At 68.3% G+C, this 21,860-nt stretch carries 24 protein-coding genes; 16 read left to right on the top strand and 8 right to left on the bottom strand.

Annotated features, from left to right (window positions below):
* Positions 1-3: 3 nt before the first annotated feature.
* A complete protein-coding gene (locus O5O43_RS13105; protein ID WP_271084337.1) occupies positions 4-459 on the bottom strand; it encodes an iron-sulfur cluster assembly scaffold protein in 456 nt (151 codons plus the stop codon).
* 148 nt (positions 460-607) lie between these two features.
* Here O5O43_RS13105 and O5O43_RS13100 point away from each other — a divergent pair, with 148 nt between their 5' ends.
* Positions 608-1,183, top strand: a complete 576-nt coding sequence (locus O5O43_RS13100) for a hypothetical protein (RefSeq protein WP_271084336.1) — start codon at positions 608-610, stop codon at positions 1,181-1,183.
* Positions 1,184-1,186: 3 nt separating this feature from the next.
* Here the strand turns inward: O5O43_RS13100 and O5O43_RS13095 are convergent, their stop codons facing one another.
* Entirely contained in the window at positions 1,187-2,017 is an 831-nt protein-coding gene (locus O5O43_RS13095) for a tetratricopeptide repeat protein (RefSeq protein ID WP_271084335.1), read from the bottom strand.
* 186 nt (positions 2,018-2,203) lie between these two features.
* Here O5O43_RS13095 and O5O43_RS13090 point away from each other — a divergent pair, with 186 nt between their 5' ends.
* Positions 2,204-3,658 (top strand): AMP nucleosidase, encoded by a 1,455-nt coding sequence (locus tag O5O43_RS13090; protein ID WP_271084334.1) that lies wholly within the window; start codon positions 2,204-2,206, stop codon positions 3,656-3,658.
* A 365-nt stretch (positions 3,659-4,023) separates the two neighbouring features.
* On the opposite strand, the gene O5O43_RS13085 is transcribed toward O5O43_RS13090, so the two are convergent.
* On the bottom strand, positions 4,024-4,770 hold the full coding sequence (locus O5O43_RS13085; protein WP_271084333.1) for a methyltransferase domain-containing protein: 747 nt from the start codon (positions 4,768-4,770) through the stop codon (positions 4,024-4,026).
* Positions 4,771-4,879: 109 nt separating this feature from the next.
* Between O5O43_RS13085 and O5O43_RS13080 the strand changes: the two genes are divergently transcribed.
* The 5 genes from O5O43_RS13080 to O5O43_RS13060 are packed head-to-tail and all read left to right on the top strand — an operon-like array spanning position 4,880 to position 8,500.
* A complete protein-coding gene (locus tag O5O43_RS13080) occupies positions 4,880-5,452 on the top strand; it encodes a hypothetical protein (protein WP_271084332.1) in 573 nt (190 codons plus the stop codon).
* A gap of 28 nt (positions 5,453-5,480) precedes the next feature.
* Complete coding sequence (locus tag O5O43_RS13075; RefSeq protein ID WP_271084331.1) at positions 5,481-6,101, top strand: hypothetical protein; 621 nt, start codon at positions 5,481-5,483, stop codon at positions 6,099-6,101.
* Positions 6,102-6,103: 2 nt separating this feature from the next.
* The gene (locus O5O43_RS13070) at positions 6,104-6,406 is read left to right on the top strand and encodes a transcriptional regulator (RefSeq protein WP_271084330.1); all 303 of its coding nucleotides are present in this window, start codon (positions 6,104-6,106) and stop codon (positions 6,404-6,406) included.
* 19 nt (positions 6,407-6,425) lie between these two features.
* Positions 6,426-7,205 (top strand): tyrosine-protein phosphatase, encoded by a 780-nt coding sequence (locus tag O5O43_RS13065; protein WP_271084329.1) that lies wholly within the window; start codon positions 6,426-6,428, stop codon positions 7,203-7,205.
* Positions 7,202-8,500 (top strand): anthranilate synthase component I family protein, encoded by a 1,299-nt coding sequence (locus tag O5O43_RS13060; protein WP_271084328.1) that lies wholly within the window; start codon positions 7,202-7,204, stop codon positions 8,498-8,500. Before O5O43_RS13065 ends, O5O43_RS13060 begins: the two co-directional genes overlap by 4 nt.
* Here the strand turns inward: O5O43_RS13060 and O5O43_RS13055 are convergent.
* From O5O43_RS13055 to O5O43_RS13045, 3 genes are read right to left on the bottom strand one after another with little or no spacing between them, the layout of a single operon-like run.
* Complete coding sequence (locus tag O5O43_RS13055; protein WP_271084327.1) at positions 8,497-9,042, bottom strand: TadE/TadG family type IV pilus assembly protein; 546 nt, start codon at positions 9,040-9,042, stop codon at positions 8,497-8,499. The genes O5O43_RS13060 and O5O43_RS13055 overlap by 4 nt on opposite strands.
* Positions 9,039-9,605 (bottom strand): TadE/TadG family type IV pilus assembly protein, encoded by a 567-nt coding sequence (locus O5O43_RS13050; RefSeq protein WP_271084326.1) that lies wholly within the window; start codon positions 9,603-9,605, stop codon positions 9,039-9,041. The genes O5O43_RS13055 and O5O43_RS13050 overlap by 4 nt, the downstream gene beginning before the upstream one ends.
* Before the next feature lie 13 nt (positions 9,606-9,618).
* Positions 9,619-10,038 (bottom strand): pilus assembly protein N-terminal domain-containing protein, encoded by a 420-nt coding sequence (locus tag O5O43_RS13045; protein WP_271084325.1) that lies wholly within the window; start codon positions 10,036-10,038, stop codon positions 9,619-9,621.
* A 363-nt stretch (positions 10,039-10,401) separates the two neighbouring features.
* Here O5O43_RS13045 and O5O43_RS13040 point away from each other — a divergent pair, with 363 nt between their 5' ends.
* The 9 genes from O5O43_RS13040 to O5O43_RS13000 all read left to right on the top strand — a co-directional run bounded on the left by O5O43_RS13040 (position 10,402) and on the right by O5O43_RS13000 (position 19,688).
* On the top strand, positions 10,402-10,566 hold the full coding sequence (locus O5O43_RS13040) for a Flp family type IVb pilin (protein WP_271084324.1): 165 nt from the start codon (positions 10,402-10,404) through the stop codon (positions 10,564-10,566).
* A gap of 113 nt (positions 10,567-10,679) precedes the next feature.
* A complete protein-coding gene (locus O5O43_RS13035) occupies positions 10,680-11,192 on the top strand; it encodes a prepilin peptidase (RefSeq protein ID WP_271084323.1) in 513 nt (170 codons plus the stop codon).
* Positions 11,193-11,302: 110 nt separating this feature from the next.
* Positions 11,303-12,244, top strand: coding sequence for a Flp pilus assembly protein CpaB (cpaB, locus tag O5O43_RS13030; protein ID WP_271084322.1), 942 nt, complete (start codon positions 11,303-11,305; stop codon positions 12,242-12,244).
* Entirely contained in the window at positions 12,241-13,800 is a 1,560-nt protein-coding gene (locus O5O43_RS13025; RefSeq protein ID WP_271084321.1) for a type II and III secretion system protein family protein, read from the top strand. Before cpaB ends, O5O43_RS13025 begins: the two co-directional genes overlap by 4 nt.
* Before the next feature lie 20 nt (positions 13,801-13,820).
* On the top strand, positions 13,821-14,498 hold the full coding sequence (locus tag O5O43_RS13020) for a CpaD family pilus assembly protein (protein WP_271084320.1): 678 nt from the start codon (positions 13,821-13,823) through the stop codon (positions 14,496-14,498).
* 6 nt (positions 14,499-14,504) lie between these two features.
* Positions 14,505-16,037: a CpaE family protein gene (locus O5O43_RS13015; protein ID WP_271084319.1), complete on the top strand. Its 1,533-nt coding sequence runs from the start codon at positions 14,505-14,507 to the stop codon at positions 16,035-16,037.
* Positions 16,038-16,040: 3 nt separating this feature from the next.
* Positions 16,041-17,672 (top strand): CpaF family protein, encoded by a 1,632-nt coding sequence (locus O5O43_RS13010; RefSeq protein WP_271084318.1) that lies wholly within the window; start codon positions 16,041-16,043, stop codon positions 17,670-17,672.
* Between the two features lie 6 nt (positions 17,673-17,678).
* On the top strand, positions 17,679-18,659 hold the full coding sequence (locus O5O43_RS13005) for a type II secretion system F family protein (protein ID WP_271084317.1): 981 nt from the start codon (positions 17,679-17,681) through the stop codon (positions 18,657-18,659).
* Positions 18,660-18,668: 9 nt separating this feature from the next.
* Positions 18,669-19,688, top strand: coding sequence for a type II secretion system F family protein (locus tag O5O43_RS13000; RefSeq protein WP_271084316.1), 1,020 nt, complete (start codon positions 18,669-18,671; stop codon positions 19,686-19,688).
* Here the strand turns inward: O5O43_RS13000 and O5O43_RS12995 are convergent, their stop codons facing one another.
* Both O5O43_RS12995 and O5O43_RS12990 read right to left on the bottom strand, forming a co-directional pair.
* Positions 19,689-20,120, bottom strand: coding sequence for an SRPBCC domain-containing protein (locus O5O43_RS12995; RefSeq protein ID WP_271084315.1), 432 nt, complete (start codon positions 20,118-20,120; stop codon positions 19,689-19,691).
* Positions 20,121-20,159: 39 nt separating this feature from the next.
* Entirely contained in the window at positions 20,160-21,449 is a 1,290-nt protein-coding gene (locus tag O5O43_RS12990) for an MFS transporter (RefSeq protein WP_271084314.1), read from the bottom strand.
* Positions 21,450-21,860 lie beyond the last annotated feature (411 nt).

Here is a 21,860-nt window from a genome sequence, read left to right as displayed (position 1 = left end):
AAATCAGGCGGCGCCGGCGAGGCTAGTTCGTGCGCTCATGGCCTGACTGACGGCGTCCAGCGTCGCCTCGATGGCGACCATGGTGGAGGCGTGTCGCGCCGGGTAGTCGGCGACCTGTTTCAGGGCGCGCAAGCCTTCAAACCGGCCGTCCGGACCTTCGCCGCCGGACTTAAGCATGGCGAGCATGGCGTCGCGGGCGGATTGCAGTTCCTCGGTCGTGGCGCCGATGACGACTTCGCCGATCACGCCCGCCGCCGCCTGACCGAGGGCGCAGGCCTTCACGTCCTGGGCGAAGTCGGCGATGCGGCCGCCGGCGTCCAGAACCACATCGACCGTCGCCTTCGACCCGCAGAGCTTGGCGACCCGTTCGCCCGTGCCCCCAGGCGAAGGCAGGCGGCCGGCGTGCGGCAGGTTGGCCGCAAGCGTCAGAATGCGCGCGCTGTAGAGGTCGTCGATCATGGTCGCCGATATAGGCGCTGCGGGGCGAACGGAGAAGGCGGCGGCGTCACGGGGACGTCAGGTCCCGTGATTTGCCACCGGAACGATTGCCGGGTTAGCGTTCTTTCCGTCCCCGACACGTTTGTCTCCAGTCTGCCAAGGATACCCTATGCGCCTGACTCTGATCGCCGCCGTTTCCGCTGTCGCCCTGATGGGCGGAGCCGCCCAGGCGTCGGCCGCCGGTCCGCTGGCCGCCGCGATCCAGGCGACCGAATATTCCGACGCCCAGCTTCAGGCCTTCGGCACGGCCATGACCGCCGTCCGCGCCGCCTCCCCGACCGACGGCACTGCCCCGACCGCAGAGCAGCAGGCCGCCATGGCTTCGGCCATCCAGGCCGCCGGCATGGACATCACATCGTTCAACGCCTTGGCCACCGCCGTCTCGACCGATGAAGTGCTGCAGGCCCGCCTCGCCGTTTTCGCTACGCCGGAATCGCCGGCCGGCTCGGTCGCCGCCTCCGTGACCGACGCCGAGGTGGCCCAGTTCGCCGCCGCCATGACCGCAGTGCGCGCGGCCGGGCCGGCTGCGGGCCAGACGCCGACCGCCGAGCAGCAGGCCGCTATGGCCGCCGCTGTCTCGTCTTCTGGCCTGGCCCTGGATCGGTTCAATGCGATTTCGGGCGCCGTCTCGAGCGACGAGCGTCTGCGAGCCCGTCTGGATCTCGCCGCCGCCAAGGCGGACTGAAGCCTATTGGCCCTGTAGCGAGGACCAGGTCCGCACGAGGGCCGGGGAGGCGGCGTCGGTTGCAGTCGCCGCCGGCCGAACCTGGTTCCTCAGCCATTCCAGATTGCGCTCGGCGGCCTCGGGCGGCAGGTCGCGGCGGATGATCTGTTCAGCCTCGCCGATCTTGCCCTGAAGCCCCAACGCCATGGCCAGGTTCAACCGCATCTGGATCGAGGCGGTCGGCTGGGCCACGGCGCGGCGCAGCAAGGTCTCGGCCCCGGCAGGATCGCCGCCGGTCATCTGGGCCATGGCGGCGTTGTTCATCACCTCGGCATTGTCGGGCGATAGGCGAAGGGCCTCGTTCCAGACGGCGCGGGCGTCGTCGGCGCGGCGCACCTGCTGGTAGGCCACGCCCAGCAGCGACAGCGGCCGCCAGTCGTTGGGCGCGAGCGCCTTCGCCTGTTCCAGGGCGGCAATGCCGTAGAAGGCCTGGCCGCGGGCGATATGCGCACGGCCCAGTTCCAGCATGGCGTCGATGTTCTGAGGCTGGGTCACCAGAACCTGCTGGGCGGTGCTCGCGGCCTGATCGTTCTGACCCAGCTGGCGCAGCGCCTCGGCCAGTTTCACTCCGGCGACCGGATCGGCGGGATTGATCTCGGCCTCGCGCGACCAGAAGACCGACCGGGCCAGCGGGTCGAGACGGCTGTAGGCGGCGCGCTCCTCGGCGCCGGCGGGGACGCGCGGCGCGGGGGCCTGGGCCTGGGCGGCCGGGGCGGTCTGGGCCTGGGCCTGGGCCGGCGTCCACAGACCGAGCCCGAGAGCGATCAGGGAGCACAGGGTCCGGGTGTGCGACATGGGACGGTTCCGTCGAAGATCTACGGCCTCGAGAATCGGGCCATCGCGTCAAGCATTGGTTAACATCCGGACCTCGGGAGACGGGTTGCCGGCCCGGGCGGGCTGACGCGCGGGCCGTAACAAGATGCAAGCCGTGTTGAACCTTGGCCGTCTCGCCAAGGTCACGATCGTCCGGTAGGGGAGGTCATGACAGAACAGAAAACAGGGGCGCTGGGCGCGCCCGAGGCGCTGGATCGCCTCGAAGCCCTCTACACTCAATCCGTCGCCAGCCTGCGTGAAGCAGTGCGGACCTTCCTCGCCACAGGCGAGAAGGCGGATCCCGAAGCCCGCGCCAAGGGCCTCTTTTCCTACCCTTCGCTGACCATCAGTTGGTTCGGCGACCGGCCGACCAACCTGCCGATCCGCTCCTATGCCCGGATGTCGAGACAGGGCGTCTATTCGACCACCATCACCCGACCGGACCTCTATCGCCCCTATCTGTTGGAGCAGCTGACGTTGCTCCAGCAGGACTACGATGTCGCATTCGAGGTCGGACCGTCCGAACAGGAAATCCCCTTCCCCTATGTGCTGGACGGCTCCGATGTGGTCCTGAACCCGTCGCAGACCGCGGCCATCGCCCGATACTTCCCCACGACCGACCTGGCCCATATCGGCGACGAGATCTCCGACGGTCTGTTCGACCTGGGCGAGGACTTCCCCCTGTCGCAGTTCGACGGCCTCAGGACCGACTTCTCCCTGGCGCGGCTCCGGCACTACACCGGGACCCCGGTCGAGCACGTCCAGTCCTATGTGCTGTTCACGAACTACAACCGCTACGTCGACGACTTCGTGCGCTGGGCGGTGGAGCAGCTGAAGGACCCGAACAGCATCTATGAGACCCTGTCGTGCGCCGGCGGGGTGGTGATCACGCGGGAGACCGCCGACGCCGATGCGGTGATGGATGCGGCCTGGAAGAAGCACCAGATGCCCGCCTATCACCTGACGGCGCCGGGCCATAACGGCATCACCCTGGTCAACATCGGGGTGGGGCCGTCGAACGCCAAGACCATCTGCGACCACCTGGCCGTCACGCGGCCGCACGCCTGGATGATGATCGGCCACTGCGGCGGCCTGCGTCCCTCCCAAACCATCGGCGACTACGTCCTGGCCCACGCCTATCTGCGCGACGACCATGTGCTGGACGCGGTCCTGCCGCCCGACATCCCCATCCCCTCGATCGCCGAGGTCCAGCGGGCGCTGTACGACGCCGCCAAGATGGTCTCCGGCGCGCCGGGCGAGGAGGTCAAGCGCCGCCTCCGCACCGGCACGGTGGTGACCACCGACGACCGAAACTGGGAGCTGCGCTATTCGAAGTCGGCGCTGCGCTTCAACCAGAGCCGAGCCGTCGCCATCGACATGGAGAGCGCGACCATCGCGGCCCAAGGCTATCGCTTCCGGGTGCCGTACGGGACGCTGCTGTGCGTGTCCGACAAGCCGCTGCACGGCGAAATCAAGCTGCCGGGTCAGGCCAACCGCTTCTACGAGGGCTCCATTTCGGAGCATTTGCAGATCGGCATTCAGGCCATCGACCTGCTGCGGAAGGAGGGAGCCAGCCTTCACTCCCGGAAGCTGCGCGCCTTCGACGAGCCGCCGTTCCGGTGATTTCGTCCGTTTCGTCATGACGCGCGTGTGGTGACGAAACGTGACGAAACGGACGAAACTCCTTTGCTTGGCGGCCGGCGAAAGCCGGGTTTGGATGAAGTCTAACCCCGCTGGAGGGCGCGTCGAAGATAAGGCGCTTAAATAGATCCGGCCGTTGAACTCATTGCGCGAATTCGGGTGTCCGTTGATGGGTATCGGTTCTCCCTCTCTCGGTGGGAGAGGGCTTGAGGCCCGCAGAGCGAAGCGATGCGCCTTGGCCGAAAGGGTGAGAGTCGTGCGTTGCCGGTGAGGGACGACCCTTCACCCTTTCGCGTTTCCAGTCACTGCGCTCTTGGACGCTCATGCCCTCTCCCGACAGGAGAGGGTCAGGCTTTGCGGAACAGGTACAGCCCGAAGCTCAACCACTCCCGTCCGAAGTCGAACGTGGCCTTCGACAGGTCGGCGCGTTGGCGAATCGAAGAGGCTGAGGGGTGGTCGGAGTGAGCGTCCAGCCAGTCGCGCACGCGGGCGTCGGCGCCGCCGAAGAAGGCGTCCCAGTCGGCGTCGGGTGCGATTTCGGCGGCGACGACGTCCAGTCCTGCGGCCTGAGCGGCCGCCAGCCAGCCGTCGTGGGTGGCGTAGTCGCCGGCGGCGGCGATGACCTGACGCAGGGGCTGTGGCGGGTCGCCCTTCCAGGTCAGGTCGCCCCAAAGAAGCCAGCCGGGCGAGGCGAGGCTGTCGGCGAGTTTGGCGAAGATGGCGTCGGCGGAGCGGACGCCGGGCCCGGCGGGCTCGGTCGAGCCCAGGGCCACGATCAGGTCCGCGGGAGAGAGGCGCGCGAGGGCGGTGGCTGAACCCTCCGCGACCACGGCGACGCGGTCGGAGACGTCGGCGGCCTCGGCGCGGGCGCGGATCATGTCGGCCATGTCGGGGTAGCGTTCGATCGCTTGCACCTGAAGGCCGAAGTCGCGGGCCAAGGCCACCGAGACCCCGCCGGCGCCCGCCCCGATGTCGAGCGCCACGGCGCCGGGCGGCAGCGCCGTTCGGGCGACCAGCGCCTGAATGGCCGCGAGGGTGACCGGGTTGGCGACCTCGAAACCGGCGTAGGCGATGCTGTGGTAGGTCGGGGGCATGGAGTCTTGTAGCTGAGCCGTCCAGCCGCTGCATCCACCTCACAAAAAGAACTTTACAATGCAAAGCGATTGGCGGTAGTGAGGATCATCACTCACGGATTTCCCGAACATGACCGCCGCCACCCTCGACACCCCCGTTGCCCAGTCCGGCCAGCCGACCCTCGCGGTCGCGGCAGGGCGCAACCTCATCGCAGCCGGGTCCATCTTCGGCGCCGCCAACCTGTTTCAGTGGGGCGTGCTGAGCGGGGCCCTGCATCTGCATCCAGCTCTGCTGGCGCTCAGCTGGCCTGTCGCCGTGACGGTGTTCATCGTCACAGTGCGACGCCTGCGGTCGCTGGGCGGGCAGCACGCCATCCGCGCCGCCTCGTGGTCGCGCTGGAGCATCGCCGCCCAGATCGCAGCGGCCCTTTCGCTGGCCGCCGCATCGGGCCTGACCGGGAACTGGGAATTGATGCGCTGGATGTCGCCGATCGGGCTTGGCTTCTACGGAGTGGCTTTCGCAGTCGCCGTCGCGCGTGGCGGACCGAAATGGCTGGGCGGGCTCGCCCTGGGGTCGTTCATCGCGGCGGCCGGTGTGGCGCAACTGGTTGGAACGCCCCAGCAATACCTTGCCTATGCCGGTGGCTTGGTCGCCTTCGCCCTTATCCCCGGCGCGATCCTCGCCTTCGGCCGCGCGCGCTGATCAAAGACCCTGTTCGGAAAGACCTGACATGACCGATTCTCGCGACGACGCCGCCGACATCGCCTGGCTCCGAAATCTCGCGGCCGAGGGGGCGTCCAACCCCATGGGCGGAGGATCCATCCTGATGGCCGCCGGCCTGATCTTCGGCGTCGCCTCGATCGTCCACTGGAGCGTGGCCGCCGGCCTCGTCGAGCTGGCGCCACAGGCGTTCAGCATTCTGTGGCTGGGGGCCGTGGTGGTCTTCCTGGGAACCCTGAGCTTCCTGATCTATCGCAAGAAGCAGGCGGGCGGCGTCACCACAGCCGCCGACCGGGCGAGCCGCGCGGCCTGGTCCGCCGTCGGGTGGGGCATCTTCGCCCTGTTCAGCTCCATCGCGGTCGTTGCGACGCGGATCGGGATCGAAAGCCTGATCCTGCTGTCGCTGGCTCCGTCCATAATCATGGTCTTCTACGGTCTAGGCTGGGCGGTCAGTGCGGCGATGACGCGCTCGAAGATGTTGGCCGGTCTTGCGGCCGCGTCCTTCGTGGCTGCGCCGTTGCTGGCCCTGCTGACCGACCAGCCGGCCCTGTATCTGGCCTATGCCGCCGCCCTGTTCCTGCTGATGGCGCTGCCCGGCTATCTGCTGATGCGCGCCGCGAAGCGGGGCTGAGGATGGCCGACGATTTCGATATCGGCCGGATCGACGACGTCATCCACGGCCGGGTCCGCCTCGGCATCATGGCCGCCCTGTCGGGGGTGGAGAGCGCGGACTTCGGCACGCTGAAGGCGAGGCTGCAGACGACCGACGGCAATCTGTCGGTCCATCTGCGGAAGCTGGAGGAGGCGGGGTTCGTCTCGGTCACCAAGCGGTTCGTGGGTCGAAAGCCTCTGACCGAGGCGTCGATGACCGAGCCGGGGCGCAAGGCCTTTGTCGCCTATCTCGACGCCATGGCCGGGCTGGTCGGGCCGCGCTGATACGGCCTATAGGGAGGGCATGACTTCCCGCATCCACGCCTTCGACGCGCTCGACAATTTTCGCGACTACGGCGGGTACGACATCGCCGCCGGACGGGCGCTGAAGACCGGGCGGCTGTTCCGCTCGGCGCATCAGGCCTCGGTATCGGAGGCCGATCTGGAGCGGCTGGCGGCGCTGGATTTCGGCGTCATCGTCGACCTGAGGCGGCCGGTCGAGCGCCGTCGCCAGCCGTCGAAGCGTGCGGCGAATTTCACCGGTGAGGTGCTGGAGAGCGATCTCGACGAGCGGGGCGAGGCGCCGCACATCACCTTTTTGAAAAGCGCGGACCTGACGCCGGATTCGGGGCGGCGGTTCATGACCGACCTCTATCGCGACCTGCCTTTCGCCGCGGCGCACCTCGAGCTGTTCAGCCGTTATTTCCAGGCGCTGGGAAAGACGGACCGGCCGGTGTTGATCCACTGCGCGGCAGGCAAGGATCGGACCGGGATGCTGGCGGCCCTGACCCATCATCTGGTCGGCGTGCACCATGACGACCTGATGGAGGACTATCTGCTGACCAATACGGCGGTGGATCTGGTCGGGCGGGCGCCGGCCATCGCCGAGCAGCTGAAGGGCTTCACCGGGCGCGAGGCCTCGAACGACGCCGTAGTCGCCTTCATGGGGGTGGAGGCGGCCTATCTGGAGGCGGCCGTCGGATCGATCGAGGCGCGGCACGGGTCGATCGACGGCTATCTGGAACAGGCGCTGGGGGTCGATGCGGCCCTGCGCGACCGGATTGGGGAGCGGCTGGCGGCGTGACGGCGCGGGTCGTCAGGACGCTCGACTGGATCGATCCGCTGGCGGTCGCGGCCGGGCTGGCGGACCGCGACGGCGCGGTGTGTCTGTTGTCCGACGGGGGCGCGAACGGGCGACAGTCCTATGTCGCGTGCGAGCCGGACCGGGTCGTGACCGCGCGGATGGCGGCGGACCGGCCCTTCGCCCTCCTGGCCGAAGCCGGGATGGACCGGTTCCTGATCGGACTGGCGACCTATGACGCCGGGGCGCGGGGCGCGACGGGGGATCGAGGCGCGGCGCCCGGCGACTGGCCCGACCTGACGCTCGCCCGGTATCCGGCGATGCTGGTGTTCGATCATCAGGCGGGCCTGGTCTCGGCCTTGGGGCTGGGGGCGGACGAGGTCGAGGCGGGGGAGGCCGCCGGGCGGGCTACCGACTGGATCGCCGAGGCGGCGACGCCCCGCCCGGGAGAGGCGCCCGCGACGGAACTCGAGCCGGAGCGGTCGGGGGACGACTATCTCCGGGCCGTCGCCGACGTGGTGGAGCGGATCGCGGCGGGTGAGATTTTTCAGGCCAATATCGCGCGGGCCTGGAGAGGCGAGCTGAAACCCGGCGCCGATCCGTTCGAGGTCTTTGTGCGGCTGGCGGCGGGGGCGGCGCCCTATGGGGCCTTCTGGCGGATGGGGGAGCGGGTGCTGGTCTCGAATTCGCCCGAGCTGTTCCTGATCTTCGATCCGGCCGGGCGGCGGATCGAGACGCGGCCGATCAAGGGCACCCGGCCGCGCGATGCCGACTCAGGGGTGGATGCGGCCAACGCAGCCGACCTGGTCGCCAGCGCCAAGGACCGGGCCGAAAACCTGATGATCGTCGACCTGATGCGCAACGACCTGTCGCGGGCGGCGCGGCCCGGGTCGGTGCGGGTCGAAAAGCTGTTCGCCCTTGAGAGCTTCGCCACCGTCCACCACCTCGTCTCGACTGTGACGGCGGAGGCGCAAGATGGCGTGGGGGCCGCCGAGGTGCTGGCCGCCGCCTTCCCGCCGGGCTCGATTACAGGGGCTCCCAAGCATCAGGCCATGCGGGTCATCGCCGAACACGAGCCGCCGCGCGGGCCGTGGTGCGGGAGCCTGTTCCTGCTGGAACATGAGGGGGCGCTGACGGCCTCGGTGCTGATCCGGACCATCGGCTTTCACCGCGAGGGCGCCGGCTGGGCTTTCCGGACCTTGGCAGGGGCGGGAATCGTGGCCGACAGCGATCCGGCGTCTGAGCTGGCCGAAACCGAGGCCAAGATCGCGGCGATCCGGCGGGCTCTAACCGGCTAGCAGTTGGTGCAGGTGATGGTGTTCACCAGACGAGGCCGAAGCCAGAAGGTGTGGCTGAACCGCTTGGCGCCCGGCAGGACCTGATTGAGCGGCGAGACATAGTCGTAGGTCCCCTCGCTCATGATGATGCTTTCACCGTTGGCGATCAGGCCGGCGGGGACGGCGACCGTTCCGTTGAGCTTTGTCATCCCCTTGCCCCGGCTCCAGGTGACGCGGGCGACGCCGTCGGTCCCGCGCGTGATGGCCGTGACCCGAAGGTTCAGGGCGCTGTCGGGAAAGGGCGACATGACCAGGCCTCCCAGCGCGAAGGTGTCGTCGATCAGGGCGGCGTCGACCGTCTGGTACTGGGCCACGATGTCGGCGACCTGGGACGTCGAATGGCTCATGCGGCGCTGGGCCATATAGGCCTGACAGAACTCGGCCAGACCGAAATAGATCAGGATCAGCACCGGGGCGATCATGGCGAACTCGACCGCCGACACGCCCGAACGGTCGCGCCCAAAGCGGCGGAGGAAGCCGAGGCTGGTGCGGCGGGCGGTCAAGGGTTCGGTCCGCGATAGGGTTCGTTGCGGAAGGCCGTGGCGACGGAGATGACGGCCGCGCCCGAGTTCAGTCGCGACATCGCCTGCTGCATGAAGGGGGTGACCAGCGGCTGGGAGTAAAAGACGCGGACCAGCATCAGGTCGCCGGGACCGCCGCGATCGTACTGCATGTCGCTCTTGTCCAGCACGCCGTTCTTGATCGGGCTGGCCGGGATGCCGTCGCTGAACTCCGGCATCACTCGGACGTCGACATCGGCGCGGCTGGCGCAGTCGCCGGCGAAGACGCTCATTTCGGCGCAGAGGGCGGACTTGAACTGGGCGGCGCTCAGGTTGCTCTCGTCCGCCTGACCCGTGCGCACGACCCGGCTGGCCTCCACCACGGCGTTTTCCAGAACGGAATCCACGAGGAAGACGAGGCCCAGCTCCAGCACCGCGAAGATCATCAGGAAGAAGGGCGTGGCGACCATGGCGAACTCGACCGCGGCCGCGCCCTCGCGCCGCTTGCGCGAGCGAGGCGTGTCGGAAGCGGGCTGGCCGCGTCGGCGTAGCGAGAACAGGCGCATGGCGTGGAGAGGCCTACGGCGTCGGGGCGGCGGCGGCCGTGGCGGCCGCCGGGACGTTGCGGATGCTGGGCGCGCAGGAGGCGGCGCAGGCCATCTCCGTCGCCTGGGCGCCGCGCCACACGCGAACCGAGCCGGTCGAGCCGCCGGTGACGACGACCTCGCCCTGGTAGATGGTGCGGCCCACGCCGTCGACGACGGCGACCTCGGTGACGCCATAGCCCTTGCCGGTGACGAACAGGGTGTTGGCGTCCACCACCGTCACATCGGCGATGGCCGGATTGCCGACGATGACCGAGGCGGCGGATCCCGTCAGACCGATGCGGGCCGACCGGTCGATCTCGACATTGAGGGTCTGTGCGTGGGCCGCGCCGGCGGCCAGCAACAGGCCGGCGACGAGGGCGGGGCGGAGGCGGGCGACGATCGATCCGGCCATGACGGGCATCCTTGCTCTGAACGGGCGCGCGCGAACGCGAGACGCGAAGATCGACCGGAAATCTCTACAAACCCTGAAGTCTGAGAAACGAAGCAGCCTTTCGTTCAAACCTGTGAACGGGGGTTAACAGGCGACACGACAAGTTCTGACGTCTGCATGGCCAAATCCAGTGTCGGCGGGCCTTCTTGCTGGTCTTCGCGAGAAATCAGAGCAAGTTTTTACAGTAAACAACGCGGTAACCACGCCTTCTAGGTCGGTCTTAACCGATCCCGGCGATTATGATCCTGCGTTTGGGGGAAAGCGGGCGACCGAGCCTCCCAGCCAATCGGTAGCTCGCTTCACAGATTTCAAAAGGAAGATATCATGACCAAGTTCGTTTCGCGTTTCGTCAAGGACGAGTCCGGCGCCACCGCCATCGAGTATGGCCTGATCGCCGCCCTGATCGCCGTCGTGATCATCGGCGCCGTCCAGCTGGTCGGCACCAACCTGTCGGCCACGTTCGGCAAGGTCTCGGCCAAGCTCGGCTAAGCCCACACGGGTCTTGAAAACGGGGGCCGGCGCGGAAACGCGCCGGCCCTTTGCTTTTGCCCGGTGCATCGTCGGCAACCCGGATTTAACGCGTCCGCGTGCAGGATACGGGCATGGACATCGTCTCTCTCATTCTTCTCAGCATCCTGCCGGGCCTGGTCATCGCCGCCGCCCTGTCGGACCTGACCACGATGCGGATCCCGAACTGGCTGTCGGGATCACTGATCGTCGGTTTCTTTCCGGCCGCCCTGGCCGTGGGCCTGCCGCTGGAAACCGTCGGCATGCACGGCGCCGTGGCCTTTGTCGCCCTTCTGGTCGGCATGGGTCTGTTCGCCCTGCGGGTCATCGGCGGGGGAGACGCCAAGCTGATCGCCGCGGCCTGTCTGTGGCTGGGGCCGTCGGCCTCTTTCCAATTCATTCTCTGGACCGCCGTGTTCGGAGGATTGCTGTCGCTGGCGCTGATCGTCGCCCGTCGCGATGTCGCGCCGCACATCGTCGGCGGACCGGGGTGGCTGCACACGCTTCTGGAGGCCAAGGGCGACATCCCCTACGGCATCGCCATCTGCGTCGGCGCCCTGATGGCGTTTCCGTCCAGCGCGCTGCTGGCGACATTCGCCGCAGGATAGAATCCGATCCCGGTCCGGCGTTTAGGGTCGCGTTAACCCGCGCCCTCCATGGTCGTTAACGGTAGACCGCCCGCGTTCCGAATCGCGCTTGGTCTCACCGGAGACCGTCGATGAAGCCCGCCCGTATCGCCGTCATCTGCATCGCCGCCGTGGCCGCCATCGGCCTGGCCCTGGTCGTGCGCGCCATGGGATCGTCCTCGGGCGAGCCCGCAGCAGTCGCCGCCGCCGCCGAACCCGCGCGCCCGATGGCCAAGGTTCTGGTCGCCGCGCGTGACCTGGCCCCCGGTCAGCGCCTGACCGACGCCGATCTGGAATGGAAGGACTGGCCCGCCGACGAGGTCAATCCGGCCTTCATCACCGACGGGTCGGTGCCTGTGCCGCAGGCCGAAGCCGCCGCCGAGGGCGAAGAGGCCGCCAAGCCCGAGGAAGAGGCCAAGCCCGAAGGCGCGGTCGCCCGCGTCACCCGCGCCGCCGAGGAACTGACCGGCGGCGGAGCCAAGAGCGAATATCTCGGCTCGGTCGTGCGCGAACCGATCCTGGCGGGTGAGCCCATCGTCAGCCGCAAGATCGTGCGCGCCGGGGACAGCGGCTATATGGCCGCCTATCTGGAGCCCGGCATGCGGGCCATGTCGATCGCCGTCTCGACCGAGACCGCCGCCGGGGGCTTCATCCTGCCGGGCGACCGGGTCGATGTGATCGTGACCGTCGAGCTGGAGCGGCGCTCCGAAGACGACGCGAACCAGCCGAAATTCGCGAGCCGTCTGGTGCTGCAGAATGTGAAGGTCCTGGCCATCGACCAGTCGACCCGCGCCGAGGACGACCAGCAGGCCGTGGTCGGCGCCACCGCCACCCTGGAGATCGCCCCGAACGACACCGAGACCCTGGCCCTGGCCAAGGCGGCCGGGACCCTGTCCCTGACGCTGCGCTCCTATGCCGACACGGCCGGGCCGTCAGGCCGGGTGGGGCCGGTCGCCCGCACGCCCGTAGCCCAGCGCCCCTCGCAGGTTCGCGTCTTCCGCGGCGGAGAGCCCGAAGTGGTGAGCATCCCATGAGCCCCGCCGTGAAGCGTATCCTGTCCCTCGCCTGCGCCGGGTTGGTCGTCGCCGGCTCGGCCGCGCCCCTTCAGGCCCAGACCTATGGCGGGGAGCGCCAGACGGTGGCCGCCGGCTCGGGCCCGCGCCTCATCAATCTGCCGCGCGGCACCTCCTTCTCGGTCGATCTGCCCGCCGATGCGCGGGACGTGATCGTGTCGAACCCGGCCGTGGCCGAGGCCAATGTGCATTCGCCGCGCCGCATCACCGTCATCGGCATCGCGCCGGGCGAGACCGACGCGGTCTTCCTGGACGCCGCCGGACGCCAGATCCTGACCCTGCGCATCCGCGTCGATGCGGGGGTCTCCGCCCTGCAGGACACGCTGAGCCGCGTCGCGCCTGGCGCCCAGATCCACGCCGAGGCCGTCAACGACAGCATCGTCCTGACCGGCCTGGTCACCTCCTCGGCCGAGGCGGAACGCGCCGTCTCGGTGGCGCGGGCCTTCGTCTCGGCGCCCGAGAAGGTGCTGAACATGATGACGGTGGCCGACAGCGATCAGGTCACCCTGCGGGTCCGCGTCGTCGAGGTGCAGCGCGACGCCATCAAGCAACTGGGCTTCGACACCAATGCGGTGCTGGGCCGGGTCGGCAACGCCCAGTTCATGCTCGGGCAAGCCGCGAACTTCGCCACCAACGGAAGCCTGCTGGGCGGGCTAACCGGCGGCATCAGCCGCGACACCCGTTTCCAGCCGCAGTTGGTCATTCCCTGTTCGCCCGGCGTGACCGGCACCTGCTACGGTGTGATCGACGGCCCTAACAATCGCTACAACATCGAGAACTGGGATACCGCCACCGCGCGCGAGACCGTCGGCGACGACGGGCTGAACCGCGGAAACGCCACCATCAAGGCCTTCGAGCGGGTCGGTTTGATCCGCACCCTGGCCGAACCGAACCTGACCTCGGTCAACGGCGAGAGCGCCAGCTTCCTCGCCGGCGGCGAATATCCCGTGCCGACGGGTCGCGACCGCGACGGCAATGTCACGATCGAGTTCAAGCCATACGGCGTGAACCTGGCCTTCCGGCCCGTGGTTCTGTCCGGCGGCCGGATCTCGCTGCAGATCAATGTTGAGGTCTCGGAGCTGACCCAGACTGGCGGCATTACTCTGGGGGCGGGGACGGCGGGCGCGCTGAGCATCGCCGGCCTGAACGTGCGTCGCGTGCAGAACACCGTCGAAATTCCGTCCGGCGGGTCGATGATGATCGCCGGATTGCTGCAGGAAGAGACGCGCCAGACCATCGACGGCCTTCCGGGCATCGGCGCCCTGCCGGTCCTCGGGCAGCTGTTCCGTTCGCGCGACTATCTGTCGGGCGAGACCGAGCTGGCCGTCATCGTCGAACCCTTCATCGTCAACCCGACCTCGCGCGATCGCCTGCAGACCCCGGCCGACGGCCTTCGGATCGCGACCGACGCCCAGACCATCTTCTTCGGACAGTTGAACCAGGCCTACGGTTCGCCCGCCCCGACCGCCTCGCCGACCGCCGGCTGGCAGGGGCCGGTGGGCTATGTGATCGAGTGAGCGCGCCCATGATACCCCGCATGACCCGCACCCTTTTCCTCGTCGGCGCCGTCACGGCCGCCGTCAGCCTGGCCGGCTGCATGGGCGCCCCGGCCGAGGGCTTCGGCCCGGTTCCGATCAATCCGACATCGCGTTTCTCCCTGCAGGTCGAGCCCGGTCTGGACCGGGTGGCCCTGGCCGTGCACGAGGAGGGTCTGTCGCAAAACCAGACCCTGGCCTTGCGCGACATGGTTAATCGCTTCGCCGTCGAGGGCGCGCCGATGCTGACGGTCGAGGCGCCGTCGGGCGACGATCCCGTTTCTTCGGCCGCCGCCTGGGCCGTCAAGGGCGCCCTGGAAGCCCAGGGCGTACCGCCGTCTCAGGTTCGGGTCGTGACCTATTTTGCGCCGGATCCCCGCGCGCCTGTCCTGGTCGGCTTCGAGACCGTCCGCGCCGTGGTGCCCCAATGCGGTCAGTCGTGGACCAATCTGACCCGGACCGGAAACAACGCCGGCAGCGCCAACTTCGGCTGCGCCGTCAACGCCAACCTGGCCGCGCAGATCGCCAACCCGCGCGACATCGTCACGCCCCGCGCCATGACGCCTTCGGACGCCGCGCGGCGGTCGGTGGTGTTCGATCATTACCGGGCGGGCGAACAGACGGCGGCGGTGCGCGAAACGCTCGTGGATCGCGGGCGCGTCTCGAATGCGGTGGACTGACGCGACATGAGCAACGCCTTCGCCTCGCGCCCATTCGACGATCTCGACGACGAGTTCGACGCCGACCTGGACTTCATGCCGGCCGCCGTCGCGCCCCAGCCCATGGCGGGCGGGGACATCAATCCGCGCGAACCCCTGCAGTTCACAGCCCCCGCCGGGGCGCCGTCGGCTCCGGTCGGCGCGGTCGTGGCCCATCCGGGCGGCTTGCCCATGCCTCAGGGCGGAGCGCCCGCCGGTTACAATCCGGTCGGCGAACTGGTCGCCGGGGCGGCTTCCGCCCTCGCGCCGAGCGGCCTGCAGGTCGAGGTCACCGTGCCTCGCATCGCCATCCACGTCTTCGGCGAGCGTCAGGACACCCTGGCCGCCGCCGAGCGCGCGGGCCAGGACCGGCGGATGTCGCGCGCCACGACCCAGATCCGCGTCGGCGGCATCCCGGGCGCGCTGGACGCCTATGCTCACGAACCGACACCGCCCCTGATTATCGTCGAGTGCATGGAGGATCCGCAGACCCTCCTGTGGCAGGTCGACCGGCTGGCCGAGGTCTGCGACGCCGGCACCAAGGTCGTCGTCATCGGCGCGACCAACGACATCATCCTGTTCCGCGAACTGATGAAGCGCGGCGTCAGCGAGTATCTGGTCGCTCCGGTACAGCCGCTGCAGCTGATCGCGGCCATCGGCGGGCTGTTCTCCGACCCGGCCCAGCCGTTCGTCGGGCGCTCCATCGCCTTCGTGGGCGCCCGGGGCGGAGCGGGGGCTTCGTCGGTCGCGCACAACACCGCCTACGCGATGTCCGAGCGGATCGGCGCCAATACGGTCATCGTCGACTACGACCTCCCATTCGGCACGGCGGGCCTGGACTTCAACCAGGACCCGCTGTCGGGCATCGCCGAGGCCCTGGGCCAGCCCGACCGTCTGGACGCGGTCCTGCTGGACCGGATGATGGTCCGCTGCACCGACAAGCTCAGCCTGTTCGCGGCGCCCGCGACCCTGGACACCGACTGGGACATCTCGCCCGACGCCTTCGAGGAGGTGACCAGCCAGATCCGGGGCACCGCGCCCTTCGTGGTGCTGGACCTGCCGCACATCTGGACCGGGTGGATGCGCAAGACCCTGATCTCGGCCGACGAGGTCGTGGTGGTGGCGACGCCGGATCTGGCGTCCTTGCGCAACGCCAAGAACATGATCGACCTGATCCGCTCTGGCCGTCCGAACGACGCGCCGCCGCGTCTGGTGCTCAATCAGGTCGGCGTGCCGGGTCGTCCGGAAATCCCGGCCAAGGATTTCGGCGCGGCCCTGGGCGTCCACCCCAGCCTGTCGATCCCCTTCGACGCCAAGCTGTTCGGCGCGGCCGCCAACAACGGCCAGATGATCCTCGACGCCGGGGCCAAGTCCAAGGCCGCCGAGGCCTTTTCGACCCTGGCCCAGATCGTCTCGCGTCGCGAACTGCCGATGCTGGCCGCGCCCGGCAAGGGAGGCGCCAAGGCCTCGGGGGGCGAGTCGAAGTCGATGTTCGCCGGTCTGTTCAAGAAGAAGTCGTAAGGCGTGTTCGGCAAACGCACATCCGGACCCGGAGGCGTGGCGACCGAGCCCCGGCCTGCGCCTGCTCCGCCGCCGGCGCAGGCCTTCGAGGAGTCCTTCCCGTCGCAACCCCAGCAGGGCACGCAGACCCAGGCTTTCGCCTTCAACGCCGAGGCTTCCGAGCCCCAGAACGCCTTCGCCCATACGTCGGGCCGCGCGGCCTCGGCCCCGTCCTCGCCCGCCGCCGACCGTCTCGACGCCCTGGCCGCACGGCCGAAAGCCGCCGCGCCTCCGCCGGCCAGCAGCGGGCCCGGCCCAAAGGCCACGGCCGGCTTCGAACAACTGAAGAAGGCCCAGGCCGTCGCCGAGATCGTGCGCGAGCAGAGCGACTACTACCACGCCACCAAGACGACGATCTTCAACGCCCTGATGAACACCATCGACCTGGCCCAGCTGGCCCAGCTCGATACGAAGGCGGCGTCCGAAGAGATCCGCGACATCGTCGCCGAGCTGGTGGCGATCAAGAACGTCTCCATGTCGGTGGCCGAGCAGGAGCACCTGGTTCAGGACATCGTCAACGACGTCCTGGGCTACGGCCCGCTGGAGCCCTTGCTGGGTCGGGACGACATCGCCGACATCATGGTCAACGGCGCCGGCCGTGTGTTCATCGAGGTGAACGGCAAGGTCCAGCTGACCAACGTCCGCTTCCGCGACAACACCCAGCTGATGAACATCTGCCAGCGGATCGTGAGCCAGGTCGGCCGCCGCGTGGACGAGAGCTCCCCGATCTGCGACGCCCGTCTGCCCGACGGCTCCCGCGTCAACGTCATCGCCCCGCCTCTGGCCATCGACGGCGCGACCCTGACGATCCGGAAGTTCAAGAAAGACAAGCTGACGATGAAGAACCTGGTGGAGTACGCCTCCATCAGTCCGGAAGGGGCGCGGGTTCTGGGCGTCATCGGCGCCTGCCGCTGCAACATCGTCATCTCGGGCGGCACGGGTTCGGGCAAGACGACGCTCTTGAACACCCTGACCGCCTTCATCGACCCGACCGAGCGCGTCATCACCTGCGAGGACGCCGCCGAACTGCAGCTGCAGCAGCCGCACGTCGTCCGTCTGGAAACCCGCCCGCCCAACCTCGAGGGCCAGGGCACGATCACCATGCGGGATTTGGTCAAGAACTGCCTGCGGATGCGCCCCGAGCGGATCATCGTCGGCGAGGTGCGCGGACCGGAAGCCTTCGACCTGCTGCAGGCCATGAACACCGGCCACGACGGCTCGATGGGGACGTTGCATGCCAACTCCCCGCGCGAAGCCATCAGCCGGATGGAGTCCATGATCACCATGGGCGGCTACGGGCTTCCGTCCAAGACCATCCGCGAGATGATCGTCGGCTCGGTCGACGTGATCATCCAAGCCGCCCGCCTGCGCGACGGTTCGCGCCGCATCACCCACATCACCGAGGTTGTGGGTCTGGAAGGCGATGTGATCGTGACCCAGGACCTGTTCATCTACGAGATCACGGGCGAGGACGAGAACGGCAAGATCGTCGGCCGTCACCGCTCGACAGGCATCGCCCGTCCCCGCTTCTGGGACCGCGCCCGCTACTACGGCCTGGAGCGCGAACTGGCCGAAGCCCTGGACGCGGCGGAGTAGGCGGCGATGCTCCCCATCCTCGCAGCGATCCTCGCCTTCATCACCATCGGCGGCCTGGGCTGGGCCTTCGTGGGCGGCGACGATTCCAGCGCCACCGCGCTGAAGCGCGCCGAGGGTTTCACCACGCCCAACCAGCGCAATGCCCGCGCCAAGGCGGCCAAGGCCGAGGCCAATACGCCCGAAGCGCGACGCAAGGCCATCGAGCTTCAGCTCAAGGAGGCCGACCGCCAGGAGCGCAAGGCCCGCATGACCATGGCGGCCAAGCTCAAGCACGCCGGTCTGTCGATGACGATCAAGACCTTCACCCTCATCAGCATCGGGGCCGGGGTGGTCGTCTTCCTGCTGGCCTTCCTGTTCGGGCCGAACCTCCTCGTCGCTCTGGGCGCCGGGCTGGTGGCGGGTCTGGGCCTGCCGCGCTGGGTTGTAGGCTTCATCGCCGCTGGTCGAATGAAGAAGTTCGCCGCCGAATTTCCCAACGCCGTCGACGTCATCGTGCGCGGCATCAAGACCGGCCTGCCGGTCCACGACTGCTTCAAGATCATCGCCAAGGAAAGTCCCGCGCCCTTGGGCCCGGAGTTCCAGAAGCTGGTCGAGGGATTGGGCGTCGGTCTGACCCTGTCTCAGGCGCTGGACAAGATGTACGAGCGGATGCCCACGCCGGAGCTGCGCTTCTTCTCCATCGTCATCGCCATCCAGCAGAAGACCGGCGGCAACCTGGCCGAAGCGCTGGGCAACCTGTCGACCGTGCTGCGCGCCCGCCGGATGATGGGCGAGAAGATCAAGGCCCTGTCGTCCGAAGCCGTGGCCTCCGCCGGCATCATCGGCTCCATGCCGCCGGTGGTCATGATCCTCGTGTCGTTCACCACGCCCAGCTACATGCTGCTGATGTTCACCGACTTCCGCGGCCAGATCATGCTTCTGGTGGGCGGCACCTGGATGGCGATCGGCATCTTCGTGATGAAGCGCATGATCTCGTTCAAGTTCTAGGAGGGCGACATGGAATCGATCATGCGCGCCATCGTCGACCCGGTGAACCTGATCAGCGGGGCCGTCGCGGTTCTGGTCTTCGCCACCATCCTGACCCTGATGGGCGGGATCACGTCCGGCGTGAAACTGGAAACCCGGATGAAGGCCGTGGGCCAGCGGCGCGAGGAGCTGAAGCGCCGCAACCGCCAGGCCATCGCGGCCGGGACCGGCGGCCTGCGTCACACCGACGACGGCTTCAAGAAGACCGTCGTCGATCGGCTGAACCTGACCAAGATGCTGGAGGACCCGAAGGTCGCCGAGCAGATGAGCCAAGCCGGCTTCCGGGGCCCCCGGCCGCTGACGACATTCTACTTCTTCCGCTTCGCCTCCCCCTTCATCGGGTTCCTGCTGACCGGCGTCTACATCTTCTTCGTCAACGATTTCGGCCAGCCGCTGATGGTCAAGGTGGCCATCGTCATGGCGGGCGCCGTAGGCGGCTTCTACGCGCCCAACATGTTCATCCAGAACGTGATCGCCAAGCGCAAGCAGTCGATCATGCAGGCGTTTCCCGATGCGCTCGACCTGATGCTGATCTGCGTCGAGGCGGGGATGTCGATCGAAAGCGCCATCGTGAAGGTGTCCCAGGAGATCGGGACCAACTCCATTGCCCTGGCGGAGGAACTCAGCCTGCTGTCGGCCGAACTCAGCTATCTGCCGGAGCGGCGCATGGCCTATGAGGGGCTGGCGAAACGGACCAACCATCCGGGCGTGCGCGCCGTCGCCACCGCCATGGTCCAGGCCGAGCAGTACGGGACGCCGCTGGGGTCCGCGCTGCGAACCATGGCCAAGGAAAACCGCGACCTGCGTCTGTCGGCGGCGGAGAAGAAGGCCGCGGCCCTTCCGGCCCAGCTGACCGTGCCGATGATCCTGTTCTTCCTGCCGGTGCTGTTCACCGTCATTCTGGGGCCGGCGATCATCCAGATCCAGGACACGATGAAGTCGAACGCGGCCAAGGACGTGCCCCGCGCCGAACAGGGCGCCGAGCGGTAATCAGGTCGCCTCGGACGCGGCCCGGAGCGCCTCGCCGATCGCCTCGGTGGCGGTCTTGAGCTTCTTGCGATGCTTTTCGTGAAAGCCTTCGCCCATGAAGCCCGAGAAGATGAAGCCGTTGGCGACGATGCAGCTGCCAGGCTCCAGTTCCTCGATCTCGTAGTAGCGGATCACGTTGAACAGGAAGCCGCGCTTCTCGGTCCAGACCAGCTGCGAATAGGGCTGCCAGTCGGCGACACGTCCGGTCGACTGCCTAGCGGGCAGACCTTCGATGGTCTCGGTCAGGGTGATCGTCCCGCCGAAGGCGATGGTTCCCGAGACCCCGGTCTCGACCGGATTCCAGCGATCCCAGCCGGGCAGGTCGGCGATGATCTCCCAGATTTTTTCGGAGGTGGCGCGGACGCCGACGCGCTTTTCGATCTTGAAGTCCATACGGTCCATCTCGCAAGTCGGGCTCGAAGTCACAAGCCCCTAGCGGTTGCCCTCCGGACCCGGCTGTGAGGCGGGCGGGGCGTCTGGGGCCGGGTTGTCCTCCACGCCCGGCGTCGGATCGAAGCGCAGGACCGGGCTGAGGAAGGCGAGGACTGTGGCCACGGCCAGCAGCAGGGCGTTGCCCGCGAACGGGCCCCATTCGGCCATCTGGTAGAGGGCGACGCCGGCGACGGGCGGCACGAGGAAGCCGATGCCGGCCAGCGACATCATCAGACCCGCGACGGCGCCCTGTTCGTGCGGACGGACCGCGATGGAGGAACCGGCGGTAAAGCCCGGTCGGGCGAAACCGACGCCCATCGAGACGACGGCATAGCCGACGACCACGCCGTAATAGCCGGGCGCGCCGATGCTGATCAGATTGCCGAGGAGGGCGAGGGCGCCGCCCCAGCGCATCAGCTCGCGCGGCTGCATCTTCAGCAGAGGGATCAGCCCCCACTGGACCATCAGGGTGGCGGCGGCGCCGGCGAACATGGCCACGGCGATGAAGGGCTGGGCCTGTCGCGGCTGGAGACCCGTGGCCGCCATCTCGTCGATGATGTGGAAGCCCAGGACCGAGATGTTCACCGCCTGAGCGCTTGTGATCAAGAGGCCGTACAGCAGGTAGTCGCGCACGCGCGGATCGCGCCACAGCCCCTTGTCGCCGCGGTCGCCGCTGGGCGAGGGGGTGCGGACGACATCGCCGCTGGGAAGCTGTTTCCAGACCGCCAGCAGGACGATCAGACCGAGGATGGCGTAGGCGTACATGGGTCCGGCCAGACCCACGAGCGGCAGGATGAACAGGGGAGAGACGACCGGCCCGATGACCGTGCCTAGCCCTTGCGCCGAGGCCAGCAGAGACATGGCCTGAGTCCGCTGTTCCGGGCTGGTGCGGTCGGCGACATAGGCCTGGGAAGCGATGGGGGACGCGGAGCCGAAGACGCCGTAGACCGTCCGCGCCGTGGCCATCAGCCCGAAGGCGACCAGGGCGCCCAGCCAGCCTTCGATGCCCGATGTGGCGGCCAGGCCGAAGCCGGTCATGGAGACGACGAAGCCGGTAAGGCCGATCAGGATGACCTTCTTGCGTCCGATCTTGTCCGACCAACGCGCCCAGATCGGCGAGGTGAAGGTCCACATCAAGGCCGAGATGGCGAAGGCGGCGGACACCAGGGTGTCGGCGAGATGGAACTCCCGCCCGATGTTCGGCAGCACCGACTGCAACCCCATGTTCCCCGCCGACGCGATCAGGCTGACGACGAACAGGATCATGAAGGCGGGGGAGCGGGGAGACATGGGGTCATGCATAGCCCAATGTCCGGGGGAGTCGCACGGTCTTCTCCCTTCTGCGAGGGCAGAGAGAACACTAGACACGCCTCATCGCTCCTCCGCTGCGAACGGGTTGGGGAAGTCGACGGAGCCTGGGCGGTCGCCCGGAACCAGGTGGCCCCCTGCTTTCGCGTTACGGGGACCGATGAAATGTTTTTCGGCTCGCGCCGAGGCTCCGTCCCCGACCGGGTCCGCGAGCGTCGCCCAGCGGGTGTACGGACACCCCGGGAGGGCCGGTCTCTCCGCCTCGGCGAAGGTCGGCACAGGTCCCGGGTCCTTTGGACCCTCAGGCGATAGGCCCGCGACGGGCGGCGGGCTCAGGCCCGCCGGGCTCCGAGGTTTCACGCCCCTCGGACAACCCCGCTACGATCGGCCCCG

Origin of the sequence: Brevundimonas sp. NIBR11 (assembly GCF_027912535.1) — a bacterium.
Taxonomy (GTDB): domain Bacteria; phylum Pseudomonadota; class Alphaproteobacteria; order Caulobacterales; family Caulobacteraceae; genus Brevundimonas.
Note: the sequence above shows the minus strand (reverse complement) of the source record. Positions and strands in the feature narration are given on the sequence as shown.

Bases quoted from the DNA above. Each gene is read 5' to 3' on its own strand.
- O5O43_RS13000 (WP_271084316.1), top strand. From the start codon at position 18,669: ATGGAATCGATCATGCGCGCCATCGTCGACCCGGTGAACCTGATCAGC.
- O5O43_RS13035 (WP_271084323.1), top strand. From the start codon at position 10,680: ATGGACATCGTCTCTCTCATTCTTCTCAGCATCCTGCCGGGCCTGGTC.
- O5O43_RS13075 (WP_271084331.1), top strand. From the start codon at position 5,481: ATGACCGATTCTCGCGACGACGCCGCCGACATCGCCTGGCTCCGAAAT.
- O5O43_RS13100 (WP_271084336.1), top strand. From the start codon at position 608: ATGCGCCTGACTCTGATCGCCGCCGTTTCCGCTGTCGCCCTGATGGGC.
- O5O43_RS13005 (WP_271084317.1), top strand. From the start codon at position 17,679: ATGCTCCCCATCCTCGCAGCGATCCTCGCCTTCATCACCATCGGCGGC.
- O5O43_RS13040 (WP_271084324.1), top strand. From the start codon at position 10,402: ATGACCAAGTTCGTTTCGCGTTTCGTCAAGGACGAGTCCGGCGCCACC.
- O5O43_RS13105 (WP_271084337.1), bottom strand. From the start codon at position 459: ATGATCGACGACCTCTACAGCGCGCGCATTCTGACGCTTGCGGCCAAC.
- O5O43_RS13025 (WP_271084321.1), top strand. From the start codon at position 12,241: ATGAGCCCCGCCGTGAAGCGTATCCTGTCCCTCGCCTGCGCCGGGTTG.
- O5O43_RS13090 (WP_271084334.1), top strand. From the start codon at position 2,204: ATGACAGAACAGAAAACAGGGGCGCTGGGCGCGCCCGAGGCGCTGGAT.
- O5O43_RS12990 (WP_271084314.1), bottom strand. From the start codon at position 21,449: ATGTCTCCCCGCTCCCCCGCCTTCATGATCCTGTTCGTCGTCAGCCTG.
- O5O43_RS13080 (WP_271084332.1), top strand. From the start codon at position 4,880: ATGACCGCCGCCACCCTCGACACCCCCGTTGCCCAGTCCGGCCAGCCG.
- O5O43_RS13070 (WP_271084330.1), top strand. From the start codon at position 6,104: ATGGCCGACGATTTCGATATCGGCCGGATCGACGACGTCATCCACGGC.
- O5O43_RS13085 (WP_271084333.1), bottom strand. From the start codon at position 4,770: ATGCCCCCGACCTACCACAGCATCGCCTACGCCGGTTTCGAGGTCGCC.
- cpaB (WP_271084322.1), top strand. From the start codon at position 11,303: ATGAAGCCCGCCCGTATCGCCGTCATCTGCATCGCCGCCGTGGCCGCC.
- O5O43_RS12995 (WP_271084315.1), bottom strand. From the start codon at position 20,120: ATGGACTTCAAGATCGAAAAGCGCGTCGGCGTCCGCGCCACCTCCGAA.
- O5O43_RS13050 (WP_271084326.1), bottom strand. From the start codon at position 9,605: ATGCGCCTGTTCTCGCTACGCCGACGCGGCCAGCCCGCTTCCGACACG.
- O5O43_RS13020 (WP_271084320.1), top strand. From the start codon at position 13,821: ATGACCCGCACCCTTTTCCTCGTCGGCGCCGTCACGGCCGCCGTCAGC.
- O5O43_RS13045 (WP_271084325.1), bottom strand. From the start codon at position 10,038: ATGGCCGGATCGATCGTCGCCCGCCTCCGCCCCGCCCTCGTCGCCGGC.
- O5O43_RS13015 (WP_271084319.1), top strand. From the start codon at position 14,505: ATGAGCAACGCCTTCGCCTCGCGCCCATTCGACGATCTCGACGACGAG.
- O5O43_RS13065 (WP_271084329.1), top strand. From the start codon at position 6,426: ATGACTTCCCGCATCCACGCCTTCGACGCGCTCGACAATTTTCGCGAC.
- O5O43_RS13095 (WP_271084335.1), bottom strand. From the start codon at position 2,017: ATGTCGCACACCCGGACCCTGTGCTCCCTGATCGCTCTCGGGCTCGGT.